Here is a 23,228-nt window from a genome sequence, read left to right as displayed (position 1 = left end):
TTTGTGATTTAACTTACACTAAAATACAGGAGTTAAATTGTGAACAAATTGCTGAAAAGTTTCAAAAAATAGGTTCGAATGTAACATAAATTGCATCGCTTCCTCAACCGATACCAAAAGAGAGACAAAATAGGGGAGATAGGGGAACAGATATGCCTACATACTATTACTTCACCTGCCTAAAATGCCGAACCCGGGGGGGAGTTTTCGGCGAACAGGCCTGGGGCTGGGGAAACTTTGACATGATCGAGTCCTTCAAATACCTGGCTCACCACATCCGTACTTGCGGAGAAAATTCGATTCGCGTGATTTCTGAGGATGTAGATGATTATGTAGATCAGCTACACGGAGAGTACAACACCTTCCTTGAGCAAACGAAGCATATATTTCCGCATTCCAAGGATTGGGAGTTCCTTGATCGATGGAAAACACTAAAAGTAGAAGAAATGAAACTAAAATGGGTCGAGGAAAACCGGATCATGCATCCAGATGATCGGATGAAAATATGCGGAGTGCTTGATGCCGTGGATATCTTGAAAGAAGGGGCGGGAAGAGTCTCGTTCAGTGCTAGTGTGACGGATGATGATGGGAAAGTGTGGAAAATCGTAGCGAATATGCGCGAATTACCCATCTTAAAACACGCGTATATCATCATTGGCGTCATACAAGAGCATTCTATATTAGGAGAAGTCATCGAGGTGTACAAGATGATTCCACGAGTCTCTGTTCAGGAGGAAAGGGGTAACGATCATGATTCTGGAGACAATCGGGCAATTACTAATTAAAGTGCGCGAGGAAAATCCACTCGTTCATAACATAACGAACGTAGTTGTCACAAACTTTACAGCGAACGGCTTGTTAGCTCTCGGTGCATCCCCTGTCATGGCGTACGCCAAACAAGAGGTGGCAGATATGGCAAAGATCGCCGGAGTTCTTGTATTGAATATAGGGACATTGAATGAGCACGAGATCGAAGCGATGTTGATCGCAGGAAAATCCGCGAATCAGCATGGAGTGCCTGTTTTGTTTGATCCGGTTGGAGCGGGAGCAACATCGTATCGAACCGAGACAAGTCAACGTCTTGCGCAGGAACTCGACCTTGCTTTGATTAGAGGAAATGCTGCCGAGGTTGCGAATGTCATCGGGGAGCGCTGGGAGATTAAAGGTGTAGATGCGAAGGAAGCTGGCGGAGATGTCGAGGACCTAGCGAGAGCAGCAGCGAAAAAACTAAGAACAATCGTTGCGATTACGGGCAAGGTCGACGTTATTTCGGACGGAGAAACGACTTACTCGATCCATAATGGTCATCCAATCTTAACGAAGGTGACCGGAACAGGCTGTTTGTTAACGTCTGTTATGGGAGCGTTTGCAGCCATTGCAAAAGACAAGCTGATCGCAGGAGCTGCGGCATTGGTATGCTACGGTGTTGCTGCTCAGCTGGCAGCCGAGATAGCAGCAGAAGTAGGTCCAGGCAGTTTCCAAATCGAATTTTTGAATGCCTTGCATAACTTGACCGCAGACGATGTTCGCCGTCTTGGATACATCGAAAAAAGGGAATAAAAATTCCCCTTTAAAAAAGGGGAGAAAAATGGCCGTAGAACGATTAAGCTAGATATGTTAGACAGTAGCTGTAATTTCGTAGTGAATAAGACAGCAGCTTCTTCTGGTGCTCTGAGAGTGATAGGAATATAAATTCAACGTGATCATCATCGTATGGACGGACATAAAAACGGGAAATACCATGACAAATAATTTCTCTCTTTAACGTCAGTGCCACACTGGCGTCTGTTCGTATGTGCAATTCCACGTTGCGTACCCTCCTTGGACATTCAATAGAGTACCAAAAAAATACAAGGAAAAACAAGGTAATTATGTCTGAATCATGTCCAAGTTGTTACCGTTTTTTGGATGAAAACTGACAAGGAAAACGATTCAGAAAAGGCTAGCGAGGATTGCTGGGAAAGCACCCTGTACGAGAGAAAAAATTCGAGATGATTCCGGCCATTCTCCCTTTTTCCGTTGTGTTGTTTACTTTATTTCGAAGGCAGCGTACGAGCTCCTGATCGCAATGACAAGAGAAATAGCCATGCTTTACATAGCATTCATCATGCCTCTTGCAGCATCTGTCGACATTATCAATTGGCGCAGCCGGCCCGGAGCATCCAGGCCCACACCAGTTTCCGTACAAACAGGGGAAGCCTACTGAACGGCGTTTTCTTTTTGACAACTAACATCACTCCGTCTTGTAAAGGAATACTACTTGTATCATATTGAACAAGAAGGGAAGTTGCTTTAGGCAATCTCCCTTTTTTCGTTTCGATAGATAATCGCCTGACATGAATGGCTCGGAGTTGGACAAAGGGAAAAACTTTCAAAATATCACTTGATATCATGTTGTGAATATGATAGATTAATTCTTGCCGAAGCGAACGCTTGCAGGCTTAATGGATGGATGTCCGAGCGGCCGAAGGAGCACGATTGGAAATCGTGTAGGCGGTGTCGAACCGTCTCGTGGGTTCAAATCCCACTCCATCCGCCATCTTACTTGGCCCGTTGGTGAAGCGGTTTAACACAGCAGCCTTTCACGCTGTCATACAGGGGTTCGAATCCCCTACGGGTCACTTAGAAAAATCCCTACATCTTGTAGGTGATTTGGAGGCTTAGCTCAGCTGGGAGAGCATCTGCCTTACAAGCAGAGGGTCGGCGGTTCGATCCCGTCAGCCTCCACCATTTTTATATGCGGTCGTGGCGGAATTGGCAGACGCGCTAGATTCAGGTTCTAGTGGTGGCAACACCGTGGAGGTTCAAGTCCTCTCGACCGCACCAAGCAAACCCTATATATGGCGGTCGTGGCGAAGGGGTTAACGCACCGGATTGTGGCTCCGGCACTCGTGGGTTCAAGTCCCATCGATCGCCCCATCTATTTATATTCAAAATGTAAAAATGAAATAGCCCAGCGGTGGCTCCTGTAAAGGAACTCCGGCTGGGCTTTCTTTGTATTTGTTTACGAGTGATCAGGCTGATAAAAGTGAAGGCGATTTCCAAAAGGATCGGTCACGCTCACTTCACGCGTTCCCCACGGCGTCTCCTCTAAACCAGGACGAGCATACTTGTACTCTTGGCGCAACAGGGACTGATGAAAAAGATCAATGTCCTCTACCTGTACGCGAATCGCTGAGCCAGGACAAGCATCCCCGTGATGCTCAGACAGATGAAGTGTGCACGATGGAGAGGAAATTTGCATGTATAAAGGAAAATGATCCTCGTACTGATGCTCCCAATCAATCTGAAAACCTAGAAACTCCACATAAAACTCTCTTGCCTTCTCAACATCAAACATACGAAAAATCGGCGTAATAATCTGATTCATTTGCCTAGGCACCTCCGGATTGTATTGAGGGAGGCGAGGTGCATCCCTTCGTGAAAAATCGTTCGGACAAGCACGGCGAGTTTCGGTGGCTGCGTATCCCAATCAGCAGGCTTTGTCCCGAAATGAACCCATTCGCCATCGATTGCTTTTAATGTCTCCTGTCGATAATCCTCTAGCTGCTGGAATAACACTTTATGCCGTTTTTCCATATCCCTCCCCCTAGAGTGGCAGTCTTCGCTAATAAATTCGAGTCAAAGATTCTACCTTCCTTCTATAAGAAGAGGGAGCATCGTCAAAAAAAGCGTGCAGAGCCAATTCGTCTGCACGCTTTTTGTATGCGGTTATAAGAAACGGCGCTACATTCTTTCCTGCTCGAGGGCGTGAGAAGGGGAGAATAGTTTCCGCCATTTTACTTGCGGTACGCAGATGGCAGCAAGGATCATGAATACGCCACCCCATTGAGGGAGAGAGACAGTCTCTTGAAGTACGAAGCTCGACAAGAGCACGACGGTGGGTAGCTCGACTGCACTTAAAATGGTAGCCAGTCCATTGCCGATCCGTGGCACACCGACAGCCAAACAGAAGATGGGAATGACCGAACCGAAGATCGCAACCAAAAGACCAAGCGGCAGCAAACCTTGCAGAAGCTGACCATTTACCAGGAAAGTTGGTGGATAAACGATCGAGAGCATCAGGGCAGCCATACTAATCGAAATCGCGCTTCGCAAGTAGGGGTCCATTCCTGGAAGAATTCGCCCGCTAAAGAAAATAACCAAGGCAAAGGTCGCGCCCGACATCAGACCGAAGATCAGTCCGACCATGTCTACACTCTGAATTCCGCTTTCGCTAAGTCCACTTGCAAGAACGGTCCCTGCTCCAAGCATAGCCAGAGACACCCATTTTTCAGCGGTTGGCCATTTGCGATCCACAATCGCCTCCAGCAAAACGCCGATCCAGGTAAACTGAAAGAGAAGAACGATTGCGAGCGAAGCCGAAACCCGGCTAACGGCCTGATGGTAAAAAAGACTGGTTGAGGCCATCATGAGGCTGGCTGGTGCCAAAAGCAACAAATACTTGAACGAAAACCGTTGCTTGGAGAAAAAGATGGCCATGGCCGTCATGATCAATCCGCCAAAAATCAATTGGCTTCCACTCATTTCAAATGGCGTAAAGCCGAGTTGAAAAGCATGCTTCATGAAGATCGAGAGGACACCGTAGCTGCACGCACCGAGTAAAACTAAAAAGATAGATCGCCAGTATGTCATAAGTAAAAGTTCCTTTCGTATGACTAAACTCGGAAGAATAATGACTATTGTACTACAGGTCTAAAAGTGGTACAATAAAATTTTTATCCATACTTTACTATGCTACTAAGGTAATTAGATAGCTGCATGCATTGGTAGTATGGTAACGGATGAAAGTGTAGGGGACACCTTCTTTTACGTGAGAATACATAGCTGTTTTTTCGTATTTCCGTTACACTACTTCATAGAGAAGAAGTTTAAAAGTCGTCTATAGAGAAAGAGAAGGCGAAACACATGGAGGAGCAGGATGAGACAGGGGATTATTTATGCAATTGTGGCGTATTTGGCTTGGGGTTTACTCCCGCTCTATTGGAAGCTGTTTCAGGCAATGGGGGCATGGGAGATACTCGCTCATCGAATCGTCTGGTCGGTTATTTTTGTCGCAATCATTATTCAGGTAACGAAACGCTGGCGCAGTATGTGGGGAGCGGTCACTGGTTTTAAAATGTTCGGGGCATTAGCGATATGTTCACTGCTAATCAGCGCAAACTGGCTTATTTTTATCTGGGCAGTGAATAACAATCATGTCATGCAAACGAGTCTTGGTTACTATATGAATCCTCTCATCACTGTACTGCTTGGAGTCCTTTTCTTAAAAGAAAAAATGCATGCTGGGCAATGGTTCGCGCTTATACTCGCGGCTTTCGGAGTCCTGTTCATCACCTTCCAGTACGGTGAGATTCCATGGGTCTCTCTATCACTTGCTCTGACCTTTGCTTTTTACAGCTTGGCGAAAAAACTCGTCCGGCTGGAGGCGATGGTCGGACTGGCGTGGGAGACGCTGTTTGTGGCCCCTATTGCTTTCGGTTATTTGTTGATGCTACAGGTCAATGGGACGGAGACGATGACATCCTTAGCGTGGTGGCAACTTTTGTTGCTGACACTGGCGGGGGTAGCTACTGCCATGCCGCTCTACTGGTTCGCTCAAGCGGCGACTAGACTCCCACTTTCCGTTGTGGGCTTCATTCAATACTTGGCGCCTACGATATCGCTTTTATCTGCTGTTTTCTTGTTCGGTGAGCCTTTCACCCAAACACATTTCATCAGCTTTGGTTTCATCTGGTCTGCGCTCATCGTATTTACAGTGTCTTCTGTACGCATAAAACGAAAAGCTGCCCCAATCAATCCTGAGGTTGCTATCAAAAAACAAGCGTAACCATAAGAAAACTCCTGGCCCGCCGAGAAAGACTCGGAGCTGGTCAGGAGTTTTTGTTTACCAAGATGTGATTAGCAAATTGCTTCGCCGTGCTTTTTCATGCGGTACGCGCCGTGATTAGTAGGTCCCACATATTGATTGAGCGCAAACGAGTGACGAATCGCTTCGGTAATAAATTCTTTGGCAACAGCTACTGCGTTGTGTACAGAGCTTCCTTTTGCCAATTCAGCACAGATTGCAGCTGAGAACGTGCAGCCGGCACCATGAGTAAAGCTCGTCTCAAAGCGCTCTGATTCCATTACCTCGATCGTTTTCCCGTCATAGAAAACATCTACGGCATTTCCGCTTTGAAGCTTGCTTCCACCTTTTACCACAACATAAGAGGTGCCGAAGTCGTGGATGCGCTTCGCCGCTTCCTTCATGTCATCGACACTTTTCAGCGCGCCCATTTGGCTAAGAATACCAGCCTCGAACAGGTTAGGAGTCGCAACTGTTGCATGCGGGAGCAAGACTTCGCGCAGGCTGACTGCAATTTCTGGATGGAGAGCTTCATCTGCACCCTTACAGATCATCACAGGGTCAACGACAACATTTTTCAATTCGTATTGTTTTATTTTACGGGTAGCGAGGTCAACCAATTCAGTGGTTCCGAGCATCCCTGTTTTTACAGCATCTACGCCAATTCCTGCGAGTACGGTTTCGATTTGTTTTTCTAGGATCGCAACATCGATCGGAAACACTTCGTGGAACCATTCGTTATGTGGATCTTGGGCTACGATAACGGTGAGGGCGGTCATCCCGAAAACACCAAGCTCCTGAAACGTTTTGAGGTCTGCTTGCTGACCAGCTCCGCCGCTGGTGTCGGAACCTGCAATGGTGAGTGCTTTCTTCATGGTCATTGTGATTATCTCCCTTTGTATACCGCTGCACAATCGAAGCGGATCTATACTGTCATGCGCTGTAATGCCTCTCTCTCTATTAAAGAGGAAGAAATCGGTGCTGTCAATAATATCCCCAAAATATAAAAACCGCCTCCCTTAGCGGGAAAGCGGTTTATGTATGTGTGCACTTATGCTTGAGAAGCAGCGTGGTGAAAAGAGAAGCTGATGGTAGTGGACATGGACTTGGAACGCTTGGTTGCAAGCTGTTTGGCTTGTTTTGCTGCCTCAAACATACTGGGTGCCTTGATGATTTCAACCCATCTGCGTGTTGCTGTTTCAAATAAAAAGCGATAGATAGTCATCTTTTTCGACCTCCATGGTTTGTTGACATCTACATTGTAATACGTAACAGGCTGCAAGAGGTTACATAGCTGTTACATATTTTTGAAGAAAACATGGTTATTCTGTAAATCGTAAAATGTTTCCGAAAGAAGCGTTACGTTTTGCGAAATGTTACGTCTTTAGTATGTGATGTTTACGAAAGCTTCCATTTTTAGAGAACGAATGAGGTGCGACAAACGATGGTCAATTCAACAGGAGAGCTGACGGTGACAGGGGTCAATCACAGCTACGGAACGGGAAAAATCAAAGTACCCGTGCTGTATGATATCAACCTTCATATCAACCAGGGAGAATTCGTAGCTCTGTGCGGCTCGTCGGGGTCAGGGAAGTCTACGCTCTTGAATTTGCTTGCAGGTTTGACCAAGCCGGAGGAAGGGAGTGTCATGGTTAGCGGAGCAGAGATTTCCAGCTATAACGAAAACGAACTATGCATGTTTCGCCGGAAAAGCATGGGCTTCATCTTCCAGTCATACAATCTGCTCCCAAATCTGACAGCGTTGGAAAACGTAGAACTTCCCTTGATTTTTGCAGGCGAAAGCAAGAAAAAACGTCGGGCGAAAGCAACGGAAATCCTACACCGCGTAGGGTTGGAAGGTCGTATCGACCACAGACCCAATGAGCTTAGTGGTGGACAGCAGCAGCGTGTCAGTATTGCAAGAGCGCTCGTCAATCAGCCTGGCATCATCTTGGCGGATGAGCCGACGGGGAACCTGGACTCGAAGACAGAACAAGAGATTCTCCTTTTAATGAGAGAAATGAACAAGGAAAATGGGACTACGTTCATCATCGTTACCCATGAGCAGGAAGTCGCGGAACAGTCCGACCGCGTTATTTATCTCCAGGACGGACGTGTTGTACAAAAAAGGACAAGACCAGCGTAGGCGAGGGTATGAGGTGAACAAACAGTGAAAGTAATGGATTCTTTTCGCATCGTCTGGAGGAATCTGTGGCGAATGAAGCTACGGACAGCCCTCACGTCGGTTGGTGTCATGATCGGGACGGCTGCAATCGTCGCGATGATGGCACTTAGTTTAGGGCTTAAGGAAAGTGCGGTAAAAAGCTTGGAGAACTTCGGAAACTTGACAGAAATGGACGTCGATGCATTGCGCTGGTACGAGGAAAATGGCGAGTGGATTGATGTCCCAGAGGATAAGGTCAAGAAGCTGAATATGCAAGCGGTGCAGGATTTAAAAAAGATTCCTGGTATTCAGGCAGTTATGCCGATAAAAGAATTACGAGAGCAAGCGAAGCTTAAGGTAGGTAGACGAGAAGGTTACGTACAGCTAATTGGGGTGGATGTGAACGAGTCGGCTGCCTATCGCAAAAATGACGTTGAAAAAGGAAGCTATCTGACAGGGGCGCCACAAGAAATAGTGGTTGCTTTCGATGTATCCAGAGAATTGCGTGACATAGAAAAGGAAAAGCGCGAGGAACGGCGAAGAAAAGCCGGAGCTGGACGGCATGAAATGTCCCAGATGCCACCTCCTGATATAGGGGGCGGAGATGCACTGACCTTCAATCTCGTAGACAGAGCAGGGACTCTCATCTTGTCACGCGAATATCGCATCGACGATGAACCGAAATACGAGAAAAAAGAACTGCGTGTGAAGGTTGTCGGTCAATTAAAAAAGTCAGAAGAACGTAACGCGTCAGCCGCGGTTTATGTACCAATTAACGTAGTGAAAGAGCTGAACGAGTGGGTCACGCGCAGTCGAGGTGACGAAGTCGAAGAGGGAGCATCGCGCAGATCACGCGATAAAGCCAAAAAGGATACCTTTGAATTTGACAGAATTACAGTCAAAGTAGAATCTCGTGAAAAAGTCGAGAGTGTAGTCAAAGCGTTGAAGGAAAATGGCTTTGAAGTATATTCGCCTGCACGTGAGCTGGAAACCATCAATAACTTCTTCTTCGTGATTCAGATGGTCCTCGGAGGAATTGCAGCAATCTCCTTGCTTGTCGCAACCATTGGAATCGTCAATACGATGATCATGTCGATTTTAGAGCGAACCAAAGAGATTGGTATCATGAAAGTAATTGGAGCCACTGTGTTGAATATTCGTTGGCTGTTCTTAATGGAGTCAGGCTTTATTGGCTTAATTGGTGGACTAGCTGGTCTCGGCATGGCGTGGGGAGCTGTTGAGCTCGTGAATTACTTCGGAGCGTCTGGCGGTCTTTTGGATAGTCTGAACATGGGCTATGGCGGTGGAGGAGATCCTGAGGCTGAGCCGGCAAAGCTAGCGGTCATTCCAAGCTGGCTGGCACTCTTTGCGATTGGCTTCTCCTTTGTTATTGGGGTGTTGGCTGGAATCTTCCCGGCAATCCGCGCATCTCGTTTAAGTGCACTGCAAGCGATTCGATCTGAATAAGTGATGAAATGTGGGGAACGTAAGATGAACAAGAAAAAATGGATCATTATCGCCACGGTCGTGGCCGTTCTTGGTGGAGGAAGCTATTACGGCTATTCGTACTTCAAGGGCGAAGAGGTTACAGAAGAAAAGCCAGAAGAAAAACCGAACTTCCCGACAGCGCTCGTGGAACGTGGTGAGGTCAAGAAGACGATCAACTCAGCAGGTACAGTGGAAGCGAAGGCGCGTGAGGAAGTCAAGCCAGAGCTCAATGGCAAGGTGCAACGTGTGCTAGTCAAGGAAGGTCAGTCTGTGAAAAAAGGCGATGTCTTGTTCACGATAGACAGCTCTGATGCACAGCTGGAAATTCAAAAGCTAGAGCTGGAAATTTTAAAAGCGAAAAAAGAACTAAGTGAAATTAAACAGAAAAAAGACAAGATCACGGCTACCAAGGAAGGGAAAGTCATCGAAGTCTCAGTGGAAGAAGGGCAAGATGTCAGACCAGAAACAGTAGTCGCCAAACTTGCTAATACCGACTATTTGAAGATTATTGGGCAATTTACCTCCTATGAGTCTGAACGATTCAATGTAGGTACAAAAGTGAAGGTATTCATTCCGACTTCCATGTATTTTGTGGATGGTGTTGTCACGGAAGTGGATAGAATAGGTGAAAAAGTAGAAGGTGCTGGCGGAATTCACAATGTCGAGGTATTGGTCAAGAAGCCTGGAGCCATTTATGTTGGGGACAAGGGTGAGGTACAGTTCACGGATGATAAGGGACTCTTATATGTAAGCCGAAATCAGAAAGAATTCCAGCTGCCAGATGAAATGGAGATTTTGGCTGGTACTTACGGGAAAATCGGCAAGATCGACGTGAAAAAGGACGATGTAATCAAAGTAGGGCAACAACTGTTCAAGATGGATATGGAAGCGTCCGGTATGGAGCTGATGGAAAAAGAACTAGCGCTAAAAGGGTCCTTATTGAACATGGAGCAGAAAAAGCGTGAAATTGCGAAGAACCAAGTAACGGCGCCAATTAGCGGTGTCATCACCAAGCTAGGTGTAAAAGAAGGCGAAGCGCCAGGGTCAGAGCCTGCGGCCATTATTATGGACACAACTTCTGTTTACTTTATGGCAGCCGTTGGAGAGCTTGATATTCCCGCGATTAAAATCGGACAAAATGTCGATGTTTACGTGTATGCATTTGGTACAGAGCCGTTTAAAGGTAAAGTCGTAGAGCTCCCGAAAGAAGGGAAAAAAGAAGACAAGGAAGTTCGTTTCGCGGTAAAAGTGGAACTACTAGACAAGGCTGAATTTAAGCATGGGATGACGGGAGACAACGATATTATCGTCGCCCAAGCACAGAATGTCCTGCGCTTGCCAAGCAATGCGGTTGAAATTCTGGGGCCAGGTCAGGGTACGGTAATGGTGAAAGATCCGAGTACGGGAGACCCGATGCCGAAGGACGTACAAATCGGGATTGAAGGTTATGATTTTATTGAAATCAAAGGCGGCTTGAATGAGGGAGAAGAGGTTCTGGTGACCAACGCCGAAGGCATGTAAAAGCCAATTGAATTCGTTTATAGCGACAGCCCCGTTGCCACTGGCCAAAAACCTAAGGAAACGGGGCTGTTTTTTACACGCTTACGATTTTCAACGATTTAAAAGTAATGGTAACGTTGCGGACACTTTCGACGTCAAACTATGTAAAGGATGGGAAATCTTACAGCCGTTTTCCTTTGCAAACTGATCAGCAACAGGTGCCATGGAGAGCTGTGCCACTGCAATTGGTTGGTCTGGAAACGTTTGGCGGAGCTGATGCAAGGCCTCTTTTATTGCTTCTCTGTACGCTTCTTGCTTGTTTTCCATGAGCAGGGCAAAAGCATTTTCGACGAGAGATACTTGTACCTCTGGATGAAGGTTGTGGGAATGGGCGAGCTTCACGAGACGCTCCATCGTAGGTTGGACAGTAGCGGGATTGGAGAACAGCAAAACTTGTGGCTCAGGATGACGGGCAAGCTCATGAAAAAATGGTCCATCGATCGTGAAGAGTGGGACAGTGGCAGTTGCTTCAACCTCTGGTGTTACCAGTGCGGCATACTGTGTGCAAGTGATCACGATTGCATCGACCGCGCAGCTCTGCATCCAGTTTAGCTGCTCACGTAATTTGGCTTGTGCTTGTTCCGTGGTATGGACAGGGACTCCCGCGTTTTGCAGAAGTAAACCTGGATCAACAAAATGAATGAGCTCTACTTCAAAGGCTGCGAACGCATCTGATAAGAGGGAAATATTCGAATAATGTCCATGGAGACAGGCAATCCTGGTCATTTTACAGCTCCTCCTTGTAGAGTATCCTTCTCTGATTTCTTATGGGCAAGGACGCGAATACGCTTGTAATCGAGCACCCAGTGTCCCTCTTGAAACAGAGCAGGACGCAGTATGTCAGTGACTTCCCTACATACTTGCTGGATATCATCTGAGGACAGTCCAGCAAAAAAAGGACTGCAAAAAGAATTCAGCCAATGCGAAAGCCCCAAGTCCCCATCAGCCATGACTGTCGGACGATCAAAATGGGAGGCAAATACGACATGGAAGCCTTGCTTCTCCAAAAGGGTCGTGTACTCTCCAATGCTTGGAAAATACCAAGGTGAGCGCTCATCAGCAGATATTCCTCTTCGTGCTAAAGCAGTCCGTAATGCTTTTGTGATTTGTCCGCAATTGCCGTGCCCTCCAAATTCGGCAACAAAGCGTCCACCGGGAGCAAGAGCCAACCAAATGGTTTCAACGACTTCTGCAGGGCGTTTCATCCAGTGGAGTGCGGCATTGGAAAAGACAGCGTTGTAACTGACATCTGTACGATACGTATGCGCATCGGCTACTTCAAAAGCAAACGGCGGATATTTTTTGCGAGCAGCCTCAATCATGGTTGCAGAAAAGTCGATTCCTGTCACATATGCTCCTGCAAGCGATAGTTCGGCACACAGGTCGCCTGTCCCACAGCCTAAGTCAAGAATGCTTTCTCCAGGAGTCGGCTGTAGCCAGTCCACTAACCCTTTGCCGTATTCAGAAACAAAATTCATTTTGGCGTCGTACAGTCCGGCATTCCATTGATTGGTTTGTACCATCTGAATCCCCTCCTTTTCATCCATTTTTACTGACTAGGGAGATATAAGTCAAATCTATATAAATTATAAACCGGATAGTATTTAACTATATCTAACGCGCGAAAAAGCTCTGTGTTTGTAAAGGATATTTCGCCGTTTTTGTCGAATGATCACAGTTGAAAATTGTAAGGAAGAAAGTAGGAGGACAATTCGTGAAAAAATGGGTTGTAAAAGCACTTCTAGTGTGTTTGGCAACGGGCACCCTTTTGTCAGGTGTGTCAGTACCGCCAGCCATGGGGGCCGGGGCAACAGCATCCATGAAAAAAAACAGCCAAGTATCTAAGCCACTCCGGCAGCAGCCTGTTCACGATATGGTTATCTTTAACGATTATCAGGTTGCAGGACTGGACTCAAATGGTTGGAACTGGGTGAAGAATGATGAGTTTATTCTTCCTCCCGAGACACCACTTGATATTGACGTGATACAGACTACTTATGGAACTGGCACCAACATCAATCGGAAGCAAGTTTTATTGGATGGTGTAGAGTTACCGGAGTATCAAGCCGAAAATACCTCGTCACAAACTACTTTTAAATGGCAAGTACCTCGGTTTACCATTCCAGCACAAAAGCTGTCTGCTGGCTCGCATACCTTGACCTTTGTTGTGACAGATGCCAAAGGGAAGAGCAGCACAGTGCATGTGCGATTTCTGGTAGAGGCCATAAATTACCCGAGCATATTTAACGGGGAAAAGGCAGAGGGAGAACCAGTACCAAGTGGCGGGCAAACGGCGATTTTTGGAATGATGGGTTCACACGACTTTACCAGTTCTGTACGGGGCACGTGGAAATTAACAAATAAGTCTACGAGTACAGAGATGAGGTCTGTTCAAGAAACAATATTTTCGACGGGGACATTGTTGACGGGGCAGTATGAGCTCCTCTTTGTTCCAGATGATACAACCATGTCACCTTGGATGACGACGATTCAAGTAGGCGTTGCAGAGCTGTACATGGGAACGGATGCAAGCGGTCAAAAGCTGACGCAAGATCAGAAAATAACAGCTCCAGCAGCACCAGGGAAGGTTCCATTGTATTCGCCAATCCCAGGAAGATGGTCGGTGAACGGGACAGGACAAACCTTGACAGACGCGCAACATTTTGAGGTGGACATTCCTGAGAGACTGGCTGGAATCACAATCGCTGTCACGTTTGAGCCTGTTTCGGGGCAAAAAGAGAAATCGTCTTTGTGGGGCGATACTTCGGCGACAACGGTTCAAATAGAAATACCAGGTGCACCAAATGCCTGCGGCCCTGCTGGTGGAAATGTCACGATGGATGTGTTGATGAAGCAAAACGAAAAATCAACACCGACGGTAGAAAAGATGAACCTGTATTCCTCTGATAATACAGTCAAGCTGTATCAGAATCCTGTTCATCTGATCTGGCTGACCACTGCTGCCGAGCACATTGAAAAGGGAAGTGAAGCAGATGATGAGGAGGGGCCGGGTGTATGGGCGATCGATAACGTCATTGCCGATGAGAGCAAATTGAATTGGGATCACACGGGATTGCTGTTGTCCGGCTACAAGCCAGGTCGCTACAAAGTCAACTACTATAGTAAAAGAGACCCGGCGCAAGTCTGGTGCGGCTATGTTCAAGTGATAGAAGATTCGCCTCCAATCAAGTCGTATCCGGCATGTGAGCCAGGGGATACAGGTGTGAGTCCGCCAAGTTCGCCACTTCTTCTTCGAAGCGAGAGCGGCAAGGAATACCGGGACGGACAAAAGATTACCGTGAACGCAGGCGATGATCTCGAAATGGAAGACCTAAGGCTGATCGCTACTCATGCTGAGCTAGTCGGATCCAAAAAGATCAGGGATAAGAGCGAAAAGAAGTCCTACTATATGCCGAAATTTGAGTGGAAGCACGGCGAGATCGGTATTGGTGCCAACCGGAAGCACAGTAATGGTACCATTTCCTCAGAAAATCGGATCGAAATCTTTTTCGGGGAAGAAGAGATCGCCAGCATCAAGCCCAGCAAAGGTGATGGCGACGATAGCGAGGGGCTTGAATCACTGAATTTGAACAGGTATATCGATACGGATAAGCCCGGGGAATACAAGATCAAGGTAACGAATACGCTCAGCAATAAGACCTGCACGGTTATCAACTCCAAAAGAAAGTACACGAAGAAAAACGATGTAAATGAGCGTAATGAAACATTGACGCTTACAATTGAAGTGAAATAGTAGATAGGAAAACCCCCTTGCATTTTGGCATGGGGGTTTTCGACTACAAGGGGAGGAAGTTCTGTGACAAATGAACAGAAGGTAATCTTGGAAAAGTTCGGCTTTCGGATCGAAGGAGAGCAAGTGAAACATTTGAAGCTGGGGATCGTAAGAAATATAAAAGAATTCGTCTGCCACGCCACGCCAGAAGAGTTGCAGGACTATATCAAGTCCATCTTGCGCAACCAATGTCAGTGGAAGCGAGGAGAATCTGAGTGAGCAGGCAGGGAGGTTGTTGGGGTTGAAAGAGTCTAGGGAGACATTGGTTACGGCCTTACGCGAAGTGGAGGACTGGGAGAAGGACCAGAACGACTTGTGGTTCTGGGAAAAGCTTGGCAGACTTCCTTTTGTTCTCTTGGATCGGATTACGCCTGCATTTGTTCAGGAGAAGCTGGGAAAAGCCGTAGATGAAATGGCAGCCTTTCTCGAGACAGGTGGGACTTATTTGGTGCAGGATGAAGGGATATACAAACGGTTTGGCAAGCGGTTAGAGGGATACGGTACTTCTGTAATTGGCAAGGAGGAGATTGCTACTGTACCGCTTACAACCATGAATGATGTCGCAATGGAGCTGAAGGATTCACGTGCGAATTTTGCCACAGTACAAGGTGCGACGACTGGCTTCGGGGGGATTTTTACCCTTGCGATCGATATCCCGCTATTGATGGGGACATCTCTAAAAGTATTACAAGAGATGGCGCTTGCCTATGGCTATCGACCGGAAGAGAAGAGGGAGAGGCTGTTTGTCGTCAAATGCTTGCAATTTGCTTCATCAGACATCGTAGGGAAAAAAGCGATACTTGCTGAGCTCTCCCGCTTTGATGAACCAAGTGCGCAGAGAGAGGTAATGGCACAATTGCAGGGATGGCGTGAAGTCGTGGTTACGTACACAGAAAACTTCGGGTGGAAAAAGTTATTTCAAATGGTGCCTATTGCGGGTATTTTGTTCGGGGCGTATTTGAATCGCTCAACCGTAAAGGATGTCGCCGAAGCGGGGATGATGCTGTACCGCAAACGGCGCATCCTGGAGCGGCTGCGCGAGATTGAAAAGAGCAAGGAGATTACACAGACCACTCCTCAGCAGTAAGAGCGTAGATGAGATGGTCCTCCCATACACCGTTAATTTGCAAATAGCGTAACGATAGCCCCTCCTGGCGAAACCGGTTTTTTTCCAAGACACGAATGGAAGCTTGGTTGCGAGGCATGACAGCCGCTTGTACCCTGTGTAGCCCAACATCCGTTAGAGCAAAGCGAAGGGCAAGATTTACAGCTAGTGTTGTATAGCCTTTACCATTGCAGGCCTGATCCATGAAGTAGCCAATCGTCGCATTTTGCCATGCGCCGCGTGCGACATTCGACAACGCTACACGTCCCATCATCTTTTCGGATTCCCGGGAGAATACACCAAAAGCATAGGCAGTACCACGTTCAAAATCATTCTGTGCTTGGGAAATCAGTTCTTGCTGTGCTGGAAGGGTCAGAAATGAAGCGGGGCGGATCGGTTCAAATGGTTGGAGAAATTCATGATTACGCAGCCGAAGCTCTAGGAGCTCGGCTGCGTCTTGTTGGTGGAGAGGCCGTAACAGAATCTCGTCTGTATGTAGTGACATGAGATCAATCCTCCTTAAAAAGTTGGATTGATAGTATAGCATGTGCCAGAGTATTTGGGAAACATCGATTAGCCGAGCAATTCAGCAAACGATACCCCGAATGCTTTGCAAGTTTCCACTTCTTTTGCTGTAGGAGAAAGCTCGATTTTCAAACCTTCCAGAGGAGTTTCTGCGCCGCGCTCGCTCGCCTTTTTCAGCAAAATATCAACAGCGGCACCGACATGCTCGTAAGCGGAATCGCAAGAGCCAAAAGCAACAACCTTTTTCCCGCTGAGATCAATATCGTCCATTTCCTCATAAAAATCCAGGCATTCATCTGGGAGTTCGCCATCGCCCCATGTGTAGGCACCAAGCAAGATTCCGTCGTAAGCCTCGAGTTCTTTTGCATTCGCGTCCATTACTTCTTTTATCTCCAGCTCAGCACCAGTTGAACGAATACCTTCTGCAATTGCTTCAGCAATTTCCTGTGTATTCCCTGTCATGCTCGCGTATACCATCAAAATGCTCATAAAACGTAAAACCTCCAGTTAGATAATGAGTATCATTCTCACAAATAAAATTAATGAAAATGAGAATCGTTGTCAATAACTTTTTTCATCTTGCCACGTTTCATTGATTTTGGTAGAGTTAAATAAAATTAATATAATGTACTCTAAATAGAGGTGCGCCGAAGAAGAGTAAGCCTTTTCGCAATCTGCCAGGGGGCAGGAGAAGGAAGAAAGGCTAAAGCGCCGAAGCTTATGCTATGCCCCTACGTAGCACAGGCTGGGGTGTTTCATGAAAAATGAACATCCTGTCACAAGGGACCTTACATCTTTTTGTGGAGCGCTATTTATGATTTGCTTACGTAGTATCAAAAGCAATGAGATAGCGAATGCACTCATTGCTTTTTTTGATTAACCATGCTGTTATTTTGAGGAGGATGTAACAATGAACATGATGGATGCTAACGAAATTATCGCGTTTATTCAAAAAAGCGAAAAGAAAACACCTGTGAAGGTATATGTGAAAGGGAACCTGGAAGGAATCGACTTTGGTGCGAGCTCCAAAGCCTTCATTACTGGTCCGACTGGTGTTGTTTTTGGTGAGTGGAAAGAGATTGAGCCAGTGCTCGCTGCTAACGCAGACAAAATTGAAGATTATGTAGTAGAAAGCGATCGTCGCAACTCCGCTATTCCATTGCTGGATACAAAAGGGATTCAAGCGCGTATTGAGCCAGGCGCAATTATCCGTGACCAAGTGACAATCGGTAACAATGCGGTCATCATGATGGGTGCTTCCATTAACATCGGTGCAGTGATCGGTGAAGGTACGATGATTGATATGAATGTTGTAGTAGGTGGACGTGGAACCATCGGGAAAAACTGCCACATCGGCGCTGGATCGGTTATCGCAGGCGTTATCGAGCCGCCGTCTGCACAGCCAGTTGTTGTCGAGGATGATGTTGTCATCGGAGCAAATGCTGTCATTCTGGAAGGTGTACGCGTAGGAAAAGGTGCTGTTGTTGCAGCAGGTGCTGTCGTCATTGAAGATGTACCTCCATACGTAGTAGTTGCCGGAACGCCTGCACGTGTGATCAAGCAAATCGATGAAAAAACTCGTTCCAAGACAGAGATCAAGCAGGAGCTACGTCAGCTGTAAGGGAGAGAGTGCACATGGACTGGCGTTCGCTCGATGAACAATATATTGTCTCCTCTTATAAAAGAATTCCGATTGCCATAGAGAAAGGCGAAGGAAATTACTTGTACGATACGAACGGGAAGAGTTATCTCGACTTGTTTACTGGACTCGCGGTAAATGTTTTGGGGCATTCCCATCCGCGCATTGTACAAGCTCTGCGTGAGCAGGGAGAGCGCTTCTTGCATATTTCCAATGTATTTTTAAACAAGCCGGCTATTCGATTAGCGGAGCGTTTGGTTGCGAACAGCATCAGCGGTAAGGTGTTCTTCACCAACTCTGGTGCGGAGGCCACAGAGTCTGCGATCAAGCTGATTCATAAATGGACGAAAAACGAGGGAGCAGGTCGTGAAGGCATCGTTGTTTTACGCAACAGCTTTCACGGGCGAACACTTGGAGCAGTACGTCTGACGAGGCAGGCTCACGTCTATCAAGACTTTCCTCAGCCAGCTTTTCCTGTTTATGAACTGGATGTGGAGGACACGGCAGGATTGCGAGCGATTTGCCAGGAGGCAAGACCCGCTGCTGTCCTTATGGAGCCAGTCTTGGGTTCCGGCGGTGTCGTGCCACTAACAGAAGCGTTCTTGCGAGAGGTAGCTGCCATCTGTGAACAAGAAGGCATGCTCTTTGTCATGGACGAAATCCAGACAGGAATGGGCAGAACAGGAAAGCTGTTTGCTTATGAGCATGCAGGCGTAACGCCAGACCTTATCCTATTCGCCAAAGGCATAGGCGGAGGGCTTCCACTCGGCGGTGTCATCGCTGGTCCAAAGCTGATGAACCAGTTCAAACCGGGGGATCACGGAACGACATTTGCACCATCGCCATTGTCTGCTGCCCTGGGGAATGTCGTGTTGGACGAATTGCTTAATCCAGCCTTCATCGCTCATGTAGAAGAAGTGATTGCGTACCTGTGGTCGGGCTTGGAAGCGTTGCGAACGCGTCTTCCAGATCAACTGCAATCCCTTCGCGGAAAAGGCTTGATGGTTGGAATTCCGCTCTCTTCCACCCCGGAAGAGGTAAGCCACTTGCAGCAAGCATTGCTTGACGAAGGAATCCTTGTAGACGTGACGCAGAAAACGATTGTTCGTCTGCTTCCGCCACTGACGTTGACAAAAGCCGATGTCGACCGTTTCCTTGCTGTGTTTGAAGAGCAAGTAACAGCAAGAACAGGTACGAAAAAGGAGGCGTAGACCATGACGACTTCCTTGTTTACACAAATTCGCCGAGATTTGCACCAAATACCGGAGCCAGGCTTCGCTGAAGTGAAGACGCAACAATACTTGCTCGATTATTTGAAAAAGCTGCCTCAGGAGCGAATCGAGATCAAAACGTGGCGGACAGGCATTTTGGTCAAGCTGGCAGGAACAAAGCCAAAACGACTAATTGCCTGGCGGACGGATATGGATGGCCTACCGATCGTAGAGGAAACGTCCTATCCGTTTCGATCGCTTCATGAAGGGTATATGCATGCTTGCGGCCATGACATGCATATGGCAATCGCTCTTGGCCTCCTGACGCATTTTACTGAGCATTCGATCGCAGATGATTTGCTGTTCCTCTTCCAGCCGGCAGAAGAAGGCCCTGGCGGTGCTTGGCCGATGATGGAAAGTGAAGAGTTTGCACAGTGGCGACCGGACTGCATTTTTGCCCTGCATATCGCGCCAGAATATCCAGTTGGTCAAATTGCGACAAAGCCAGGAATTTTGTTTGCCAACACTTCTGAGTTGTACATTGATCTGGTCGGCAAAGGGGGTCATGCAGCCTTCCCTCACAAGGCGAATGACATGGTGGTTGCAGGAAGCCATCTGGTGACACAGCTTCAATCGATTATTTCGCGCAATATCGATCCATTGGATTCTGCCGTCGTAACGATTGGCAAGCTGGAGAGCGGGACGAAGCAAAACATTATCGCGGAGAAGTCCAGGCTAGAAGGGACGATCCGAACCTTTTCGATGGAATCGATGGCACTTGTCAAGAGCCGCATTGAATCTCTCGTAAAGGGAGTGGAAATAGGCTTTGATTGCCAGGCAACGATTGACTATGGCGTTGGCTACTGCCAGGTTTACAACAAGGAGCAGCTAACGACAGACTTCATGCAATGGGTACAGGAGCAATGTGATGATGTAACTCTCATCACCTGCAAGGAAGCTATGACCGGAGAAGACTTCGGGTACTTTTTGAAAGAAATCCCCGGCTTTTTATTCTGGCTGGGTGTGCAAACGCCATACGGCTTGCACCATTCCAAAATTGAGCCCAATGAAGACGCGATCGAGGTTGCTATTCGACTGGTCTCCCGGTATTTTACTTGGCTTTCGCAACAGGAGTAGCAGGTGTCAGGAGTAAAAAAAAGAGTGGCTGGATAGCCGCTCTTTTTGCTGTGTCATTCCCTGCTGTATTTTGGTCAAGAGTAAGAAGTAGTTACTAACATCTCTGTGTATAAGTCTTTCTTCCTAAGGTTTTTGTGCTTGTGGATATTGTGGATATTGTTGAAAAAACTTATCAGGGCAGCACAACTATTTCCTTTTCCAAACGTATAAACTAGGGAGAAGAAATTCCGGAAAAACAAGCGCTGCCGCGCACACATACAGGAGGATTATTGACATGAAAAAAGCATGGTTTTCGGCCTTGTTGGCGTTGACTGTAGCAGCAGGGGTGGGGAGCACTACTGCGCTGGGAGAAGGTGCGATGCGCGTATTTTTCGGTGCGGAAACTGTAGCGAGTGAAATGCCAGCATCCAAGGCTGAATCAGTAGAATCAATAGTGAACAAGCTCGGTGGTTTCGTCGATTACGATCAGCAATCTGGCAAATTGCAAGTGATTAAGCCAAACGTAAATATTATTGTGGTCGAAGGGATTCAGCAGACCCGCAATAAAAATGTCGTTTTCAGCAACCCTGTCAAAGGATACAGCGATAAAAATGTGCCTCGTACGTTTAACGTTTTCGTAGAGGTTGATGACGCGCCTATCGCCAAAGACTTGCGCATGCAGCTCGTGTTGGTCGGACCGGACGGCAAAGAAGTGTCTAAAGGGAAAGAGTGGAAATACTCCACACAGAATGCAAACAGTTTTTATTTTTCTGAGCCTTTTGTATCTACGAAACTCGAAGCATACGGCACTTATAAAGTACAAGTTCAAATGAAATCAGAGAAATTCACTTCTTATGTAACCGTCGGTGAAAATACATTTACAGTTGGACGCTAAAAATTATGGCTTGGATGCGTTTCCACTTTACATGTCCCCGTGCTATAATATACGGAAAAGCCAATATACTTGGTAATAGCAAGTAAAAGAAAGGAACGATGGGAGCGAATGGAGACAAATCCCCCGCGATCGTCCACGGATGTAGAAGGCCCGAGTATACGCATTGCCTGGAAAGATGAGCAGTCCATTCAGGCAGAGTGGAGCATGACTAAGGAGTTCGAGCAAGAAATAGAGAGAAAGTTTGCTATTCCATTTGCTGAACTGCCTTTTGTCCTACGCCTTTTTGATGTGACGTACCGCAAAGAGATCCGAAATGATGGCACTGACCTTTACACTGATTTTGATATCAACCACCGTTCTTCCGAATGGATTTTGTACGGAGTGACGCAAGGATTGGAATATTGCGTCGATCTGGGAATTCGGATGGTGGACGGAAGGTTTTATTCGCTGTCCAGGTCTCAAATGATTTGATCAACGTGCTCAAGCAACGTTACGACTGAGGCAACTGCATTTTTATACGAAACAGCCCCATTACCCACAAGATTTGTTTGTGGCAATGGGGCTTTTGATTTTTATTCATGGACTCATGGTTTCTCTCGCTGTTTGTCCAGCAGTCGCAGGGCAATTGCTAAAACAGCCCATACCGGCATTGGTTCATCTAGCTTATTTAGCCAATCGGGCGAGGTCAGCAAGCCCTCCTGTAACGCACGATTTCCCAGCTCCCGTTTCCAGGGAGGAATCGATTGTGGCTCTTCCGGGCCGAATTGATCGTACTGGGTCAAGTTGTACGTCTGAATGAGGCGCGTCAGCTTTTCAGCGTACGCAGGATCGGTAGCGTAGCCAGCTTCCTCTAAAGCCTGTGCGGCTTGTGCGGGAGTCGTGGCTGCAAGCACGTTTTTGTAAGTGGGTTTGCGTAGAAACTGGGCATGGTCCTCCATGGATTGCTGATAATTTTCATAAGCGCGGAATTGGGAAGTACGTGTAACCGTCTTTCCGTTTTCTACCTCTTTGCTTTCGATGGTGACAGAGCCAGCAGGTCCCGTTCCCTTTATTCCAAAGAGGTTGTACGAGGATGTCCCAGTGGCAGGGTCAACAGGTACTTTTTGACCCCAACCTGACTCGAGTACGGCTTGCGCTATTGTAATGGAGGGGAATATAGGATGGTTCTGATAAGACTTTCTGGCGTGGTCAGCAATCAGCTGAATAAATGCTTGGGCATCCATAAGCTCCCCCCTTTCCTCTCTTTGTTATTCGTATGAAAAAAAGAGGTCGGGGGGAATAGGCCTGAACATGAAAAACAGTCGATATGACTCGACTGTTTTCCGTTTTTCTTTATGGCTTTCGAGGTTGGAAATATTGAATGCGGTTGTTGAAGAGGTGGAGCTCTGCTTTATAATCACGTGCCAAGTATCGACAGTACTCATTAGCCTTATTTTTGTCGCCATGTGTGGCTGATTCAGGGAGGGACACTTGTATGTAGTGCTTTTCGGAACCGTTTTCATTTTTGCTCCCGACTCCAACAACGATGGCTTTGTACATATTTGGGTCTTTTCCTTTGAGAAGGAACCACGCGTCCTTTCCTTCAGGGCGTTCTTCTAGGGTGTAAGGGAAAGCGGCGTCAGCATAGGTCCAGCCCAACTGCTTTCCTGTTTTTGTGGTCATGTCAACGTATCGCGTAAACTTGGCTTTCACGTCGTCAATACTTGCAGATGCTGCGGTAGAACCATCAACGAAATAGATGTAGGCCGATTGAAGTTTCACGACTGCACTCACTCCTAGTACCGGTATTCTGTGCGTTAAGTGTAGCATTGTCTTCCACTCTTTGGCAATGAGGCAGTTGGCGACCAAAAACAATTGCGCGTTTTTTCTGAAAAGTGTAAAATA

Annotated in this window: 25 protein-coding genes, 5 tRNA genes and 1 riboswitch; of the genes, 19 read left to right on the top strand and 11 right to left on the bottom strand. The window is 47.1% G+C overall.

Annotated elements, in window-relative coordinates; genetic code table 11:
- The first annotated feature begins 242 nt into the window (after positions 1–242).
- The 7 genes from ODZ53_RS02905 (at position 243) to ODZ53_RS02875 (ending at position 2,919) form a co-directional block, all read left to right on the top strand.
- Positions 243–785 carry a hypothetical protein gene (locus ODZ53_RS02905; protein WP_372675836.1) on the top strand — a complete coding sequence of 181 codons (543 nt, stop codon included), beginning with the start codon at positions 243–245 and terminating at the stop codon, positions 783–785.
- A complete protein-coding gene (gene thiM / locus ODZ53_RS02900; protein ID WP_372675835.1) occupies positions 751–1,560 on the top strand; it encodes a hydroxyethylthiazole kinase in 810 nt (269 codons plus the stop codon). Before ODZ53_RS02905 ends, thiM begins: the two co-directional genes overlap by 35 nt.
- Positions 1,561–2,446: 886 nt before the next feature.
- Positions 2,447–2,539 (top strand) — tRNA-Ser (locus ODZ53_RS02895).
- A gap of 8 nt (positions 2,540–2,547) precedes the next feature.
- A tRNA-Glu gene (locus ODZ53_RS02890) sits at positions 2,548–2,621 on the top strand.
- Positions 2,622–2,654: 33 nt separating this feature from the next.
- Positions 2,655–2,730 (top strand) — tRNA-Val (locus ODZ53_RS02885).
- 9 nt (positions 2,731–2,739) lie between these two features.
- Positions 2,740–2,826: transfer RNA gene (locus ODZ53_RS02880), tRNA-Leu, on the top strand.
- Positions 2,827–2,843: 17 nt separating this feature from the next.
- Positions 2,844–2,919: transfer RNA gene (locus ODZ53_RS02875), tRNA-His, on the top strand.
- An 85-nt stretch (positions 2,920–3,004) separates the two neighbouring features.
- On the opposite strand, the gene ODZ53_RS02870 is transcribed toward ODZ53_RS02875, so the two are convergent.
- The 3 genes from ODZ53_RS02870 to ODZ53_RS02860 form a co-directional block, all read right to left on the bottom strand.
- Positions 3,005–3,370: a glyoxalase superfamily protein gene (locus ODZ53_RS02870; RefSeq protein ID WP_372675834.1), complete on the bottom strand. Its 366-nt coding sequence runs from the start codon at positions 3,368–3,370 to the stop codon at positions 3,005–3,007.
- The gene (locus tag ODZ53_RS02865; RefSeq protein ID WP_372675833.1) at positions 3,367–3,579 is read right to left on the bottom strand and encodes a hypothetical protein; all 213 of its coding nucleotides are present in this window, start codon (positions 3,577–3,579) and stop codon (positions 3,367–3,369) included. Before ODZ53_RS02865 ends, ODZ53_RS02870 begins: the two co-directional genes overlap by 4 nt.
- A 147-nt stretch (positions 3,580–3,726) precedes the next feature.
- Positions 3,727–4,635 (bottom strand): EamA family transporter, encoded by a 909-nt coding sequence (locus ODZ53_RS02860; RefSeq protein WP_372675832.1) that lies wholly within the window; start codon positions 4,633–4,635, stop codon positions 3,727–3,729.
- 286 nt (positions 4,636–4,921) lie between these two features.
- Here ODZ53_RS02860 and rarD point away from each other — a divergent pair, with 286 nt between their 5' ends.
- Positions 4,922–5,830: an EamA family transporter RarD gene (gene rarD / locus ODZ53_RS02855; RefSeq protein WP_015892178.1), complete on the top strand. Its 909-nt coding sequence runs from the start codon at positions 4,922–4,924 to the stop codon at positions 5,828–5,830.
- Positions 5,831–5,901: 71 nt separating this feature from the next.
- Here rarD and pdxK read toward each other — a convergent pair whose 3' ends face one another.
- Both pdxK and ODZ53_RS02845 read right to left on the bottom strand, forming a co-directional pair.
- Positions 5,902–6,729, bottom strand: a complete 828-nt coding sequence (pdxK, locus tag ODZ53_RS02850) for a pyridoxine/pyridoxal/pyridoxamine kinase (protein WP_087348129.1) — start codon at positions 6,727–6,729, stop codon at positions 5,902–5,904.
- A 170-nt stretch (positions 6,730–6,899) separates the two neighbouring features.
- Positions 6,900–7,073, bottom strand: coding sequence for a hypothetical protein (locus ODZ53_RS02845; protein WP_007723176.1), 174 nt, complete (start codon positions 7,071–7,073; stop codon positions 6,900–6,902).
- 219 nt (positions 7,074–7,292) lie between these two features.
- Here ODZ53_RS02845 and ODZ53_RS02840 point away from each other — a divergent pair, with 219 nt between their 5' ends.
- Genes ODZ53_RS02840 through ODZ53_RS02830 form a run of 3 tightly spaced genes read left to right on the top strand, consistent with a single transcriptional unit; the run spans position 7,293 to position 11,021 of the window.
- Entirely contained in the window at positions 7,293–7,994 is a 702-nt protein-coding gene (locus tag ODZ53_RS02840; protein WP_015892175.1) for an ABC transporter ATP-binding protein, read from the top strand.
- Between the two features lie 24 nt (positions 7,995–8,018).
- Positions 8,019–9,479, top strand: a complete 1,461-nt coding sequence (locus ODZ53_RS02835) for an ABC transporter permease (protein WP_372675831.1) — start codon at positions 8,019–8,021, stop codon at positions 9,477–9,479.
- A 24-nt stretch (positions 9,480–9,503) separates the two neighbouring features.
- On the top strand, positions 9,504–11,021 hold the full coding sequence (locus ODZ53_RS02830) for an efflux RND transporter periplasmic adaptor subunit (protein WP_372675830.1): 1,518 nt from the start codon (positions 9,504–9,506) through the stop codon (positions 11,019–11,021).
- A 90-nt stretch (positions 11,022–11,111) separates the two neighbouring features.
- Here ODZ53_RS02830 and ODZ53_RS02825 read toward each other — a convergent pair whose 3' ends face one another.
- Together ODZ53_RS02825 and ODZ53_RS02820 are read right to left on the bottom strand one after the other, a co-directional pair.
- Positions 11,112–11,786, bottom strand: coding sequence for a hypothetical protein (locus tag ODZ53_RS02825; RefSeq protein WP_372675829.1), 675 nt, complete (start codon positions 11,784–11,786; stop codon positions 11,112–11,114).
- Positions 11,783–12,583 (bottom strand): methyltransferase domain-containing protein, encoded by an 801-nt coding sequence (locus ODZ53_RS02820; protein ID WP_372675828.1) that lies wholly within the window; start codon positions 12,581–12,583, stop codon positions 11,783–11,785. The genes ODZ53_RS02825 and ODZ53_RS02820 overlap by 4 nt, the downstream gene beginning before the upstream one ends.
- Positions 12,584–12,774: 191 nt before the next feature.
- Between ODZ53_RS02820 and ODZ53_RS02815 the strand changes: the two genes are divergently transcribed.
- From ODZ53_RS02815 to ODZ53_RS02805, 3 genes are all read left to right on the top strand, one after another.
- Complete coding sequence (locus ODZ53_RS02815) at positions 12,775–14,814, top strand: hypothetical protein (protein WP_372675827.1); 2,040 nt, start codon at positions 12,775–12,777, stop codon at positions 14,812–14,814.
- Between the two features lie 63 nt (positions 14,815–14,877).
- A complete protein-coding gene (locus ODZ53_RS02810; RefSeq protein WP_231850497.1) occupies positions 14,878–15,072 on the top strand; it encodes a hypothetical protein in 195 nt (64 codons plus the stop codon).
- Between the two features lie 13 nt (positions 15,073–15,085).
- Entirely contained in the window at positions 15,086–15,940 is an 855-nt protein-coding gene (locus tag ODZ53_RS02805; RefSeq protein ID WP_372675826.1) for an EcsC family protein, read from the top strand.
- On the opposite strand, the gene ODZ53_RS02800 is transcribed toward ODZ53_RS02805, so the two are convergent.
- The gene (locus tag ODZ53_RS02800) at positions 15,915–16,463 is read right to left on the bottom strand and encodes a GNAT family N-acetyltransferase (RefSeq protein ID WP_372675825.1); all 549 of its coding nucleotides are present in this window, start codon (positions 16,461–16,463) and stop codon (positions 15,915–15,917) included. The two genes, ODZ53_RS02805 and ODZ53_RS02800, sit on opposite strands and share 26 nt — an antisense overlap.
- Positions 16,464–16,531: 68 nt before the next feature.
- A complete protein-coding gene (locus ODZ53_RS02795) occupies positions 16,532–16,972 on the bottom strand; it encodes a flavodoxin (protein ID WP_007723194.1) in 441 nt (146 codons plus the stop codon).
- Positions 16,973–17,112: 140 nt separating this feature from the next.
- Positions 17,113–17,302: riboswitch (Lysine riboswitch) on the top strand.
- A gap of 91 nt (positions 17,303–17,393) precedes the next feature.
- On the opposite strand from ODZ53_RS02795, the gene dapD reads away from it, so the two are divergent.
- From dapD to ODZ53_RS02770, 5 genes are all read left to right on the top strand, one after another.
- Positions 17,394–18,104: a 2,3,4,5-tetrahydropyridine-2,6-dicarboxylate N-acetyltransferase gene (gene dapD / locus ODZ53_RS02790; protein ID WP_007723196.1), complete on the top strand. Its 711-nt coding sequence runs from the start codon at positions 17,394–17,396 to the stop codon at positions 18,102–18,104.
- Positions 18,105–18,118: 14 nt separating this feature from the next.
- Positions 18,119–19,333 (top strand): aspartate aminotransferase family protein, encoded by a 1,215-nt coding sequence (locus tag ODZ53_RS02785; RefSeq protein WP_199930006.1) that lies wholly within the window; start codon positions 18,119–18,121, stop codon positions 19,331–19,333.
- Positions 19,334–19,336: 3 nt separating this feature from the next.
- Positions 19,337–20,470: an N-acetyldiaminopimelate deacetylase gene (locus tag ODZ53_RS02780; protein ID WP_372675824.1), complete on the top strand. Its 1,134-nt coding sequence runs from the start codon at positions 19,337–19,339 to the stop codon at positions 20,468–20,470.
- Positions 20,471–20,744: 274 nt separating this feature from the next.
- The gene (locus ODZ53_RS02775) at positions 20,745–21,344 is read left to right on the top strand and encodes a hypothetical protein (RefSeq protein ID WP_015892164.1); all 600 of its coding nucleotides are present in this window, start codon (positions 20,745–20,747) and stop codon (positions 21,342–21,344) included.
- Between the two features lie 108 nt (positions 21,345–21,452).
- Complete coding sequence (locus ODZ53_RS02770; protein WP_007723202.1) at positions 21,453–21,815, top strand: DUF4912 domain-containing protein; 363 nt, start codon at positions 21,453–21,455, stop codon at positions 21,813–21,815.
- 113 nt (positions 21,816–21,928) lie between these two features.
- Here ODZ53_RS02770 and ODZ53_RS02765 read toward each other — a convergent pair whose 3' ends face one another.
- Positions 21,929–22,567 carry a glycoside hydrolase family 73 protein gene (locus ODZ53_RS02765; RefSeq protein ID WP_372675823.1) on the bottom strand — a complete coding sequence of 213 codons (639 nt, stop codon included), beginning with the start codon at positions 22,565–22,567 and terminating at the stop codon, positions 21,929–21,931.
- Positions 22,568–22,676: 109 nt separating this feature from the next.
- Positions 22,677–23,105 (bottom strand): DUF1885 family protein, encoded by a 429-nt coding sequence (locus ODZ53_RS02760; RefSeq protein ID WP_016740671.1) that lies wholly within the window; start codon positions 23,103–23,105, stop codon positions 22,677–22,679.
- Positions 23,106–23,228 lie beyond the last annotated feature (123 nt).

Origin of the sequence: Brevibacillus sp. BD137 (assembly GCF_041644655.1) — a bacterium.
GTDB lineage: Bacteria > Bacillota > Bacilli > Brevibacillales > Brevibacillaceae > Brevibacillus > Brevibacillus brevis_D.
This window is presented reverse-complemented; position numbering and strand designations above follow the sequence as displayed.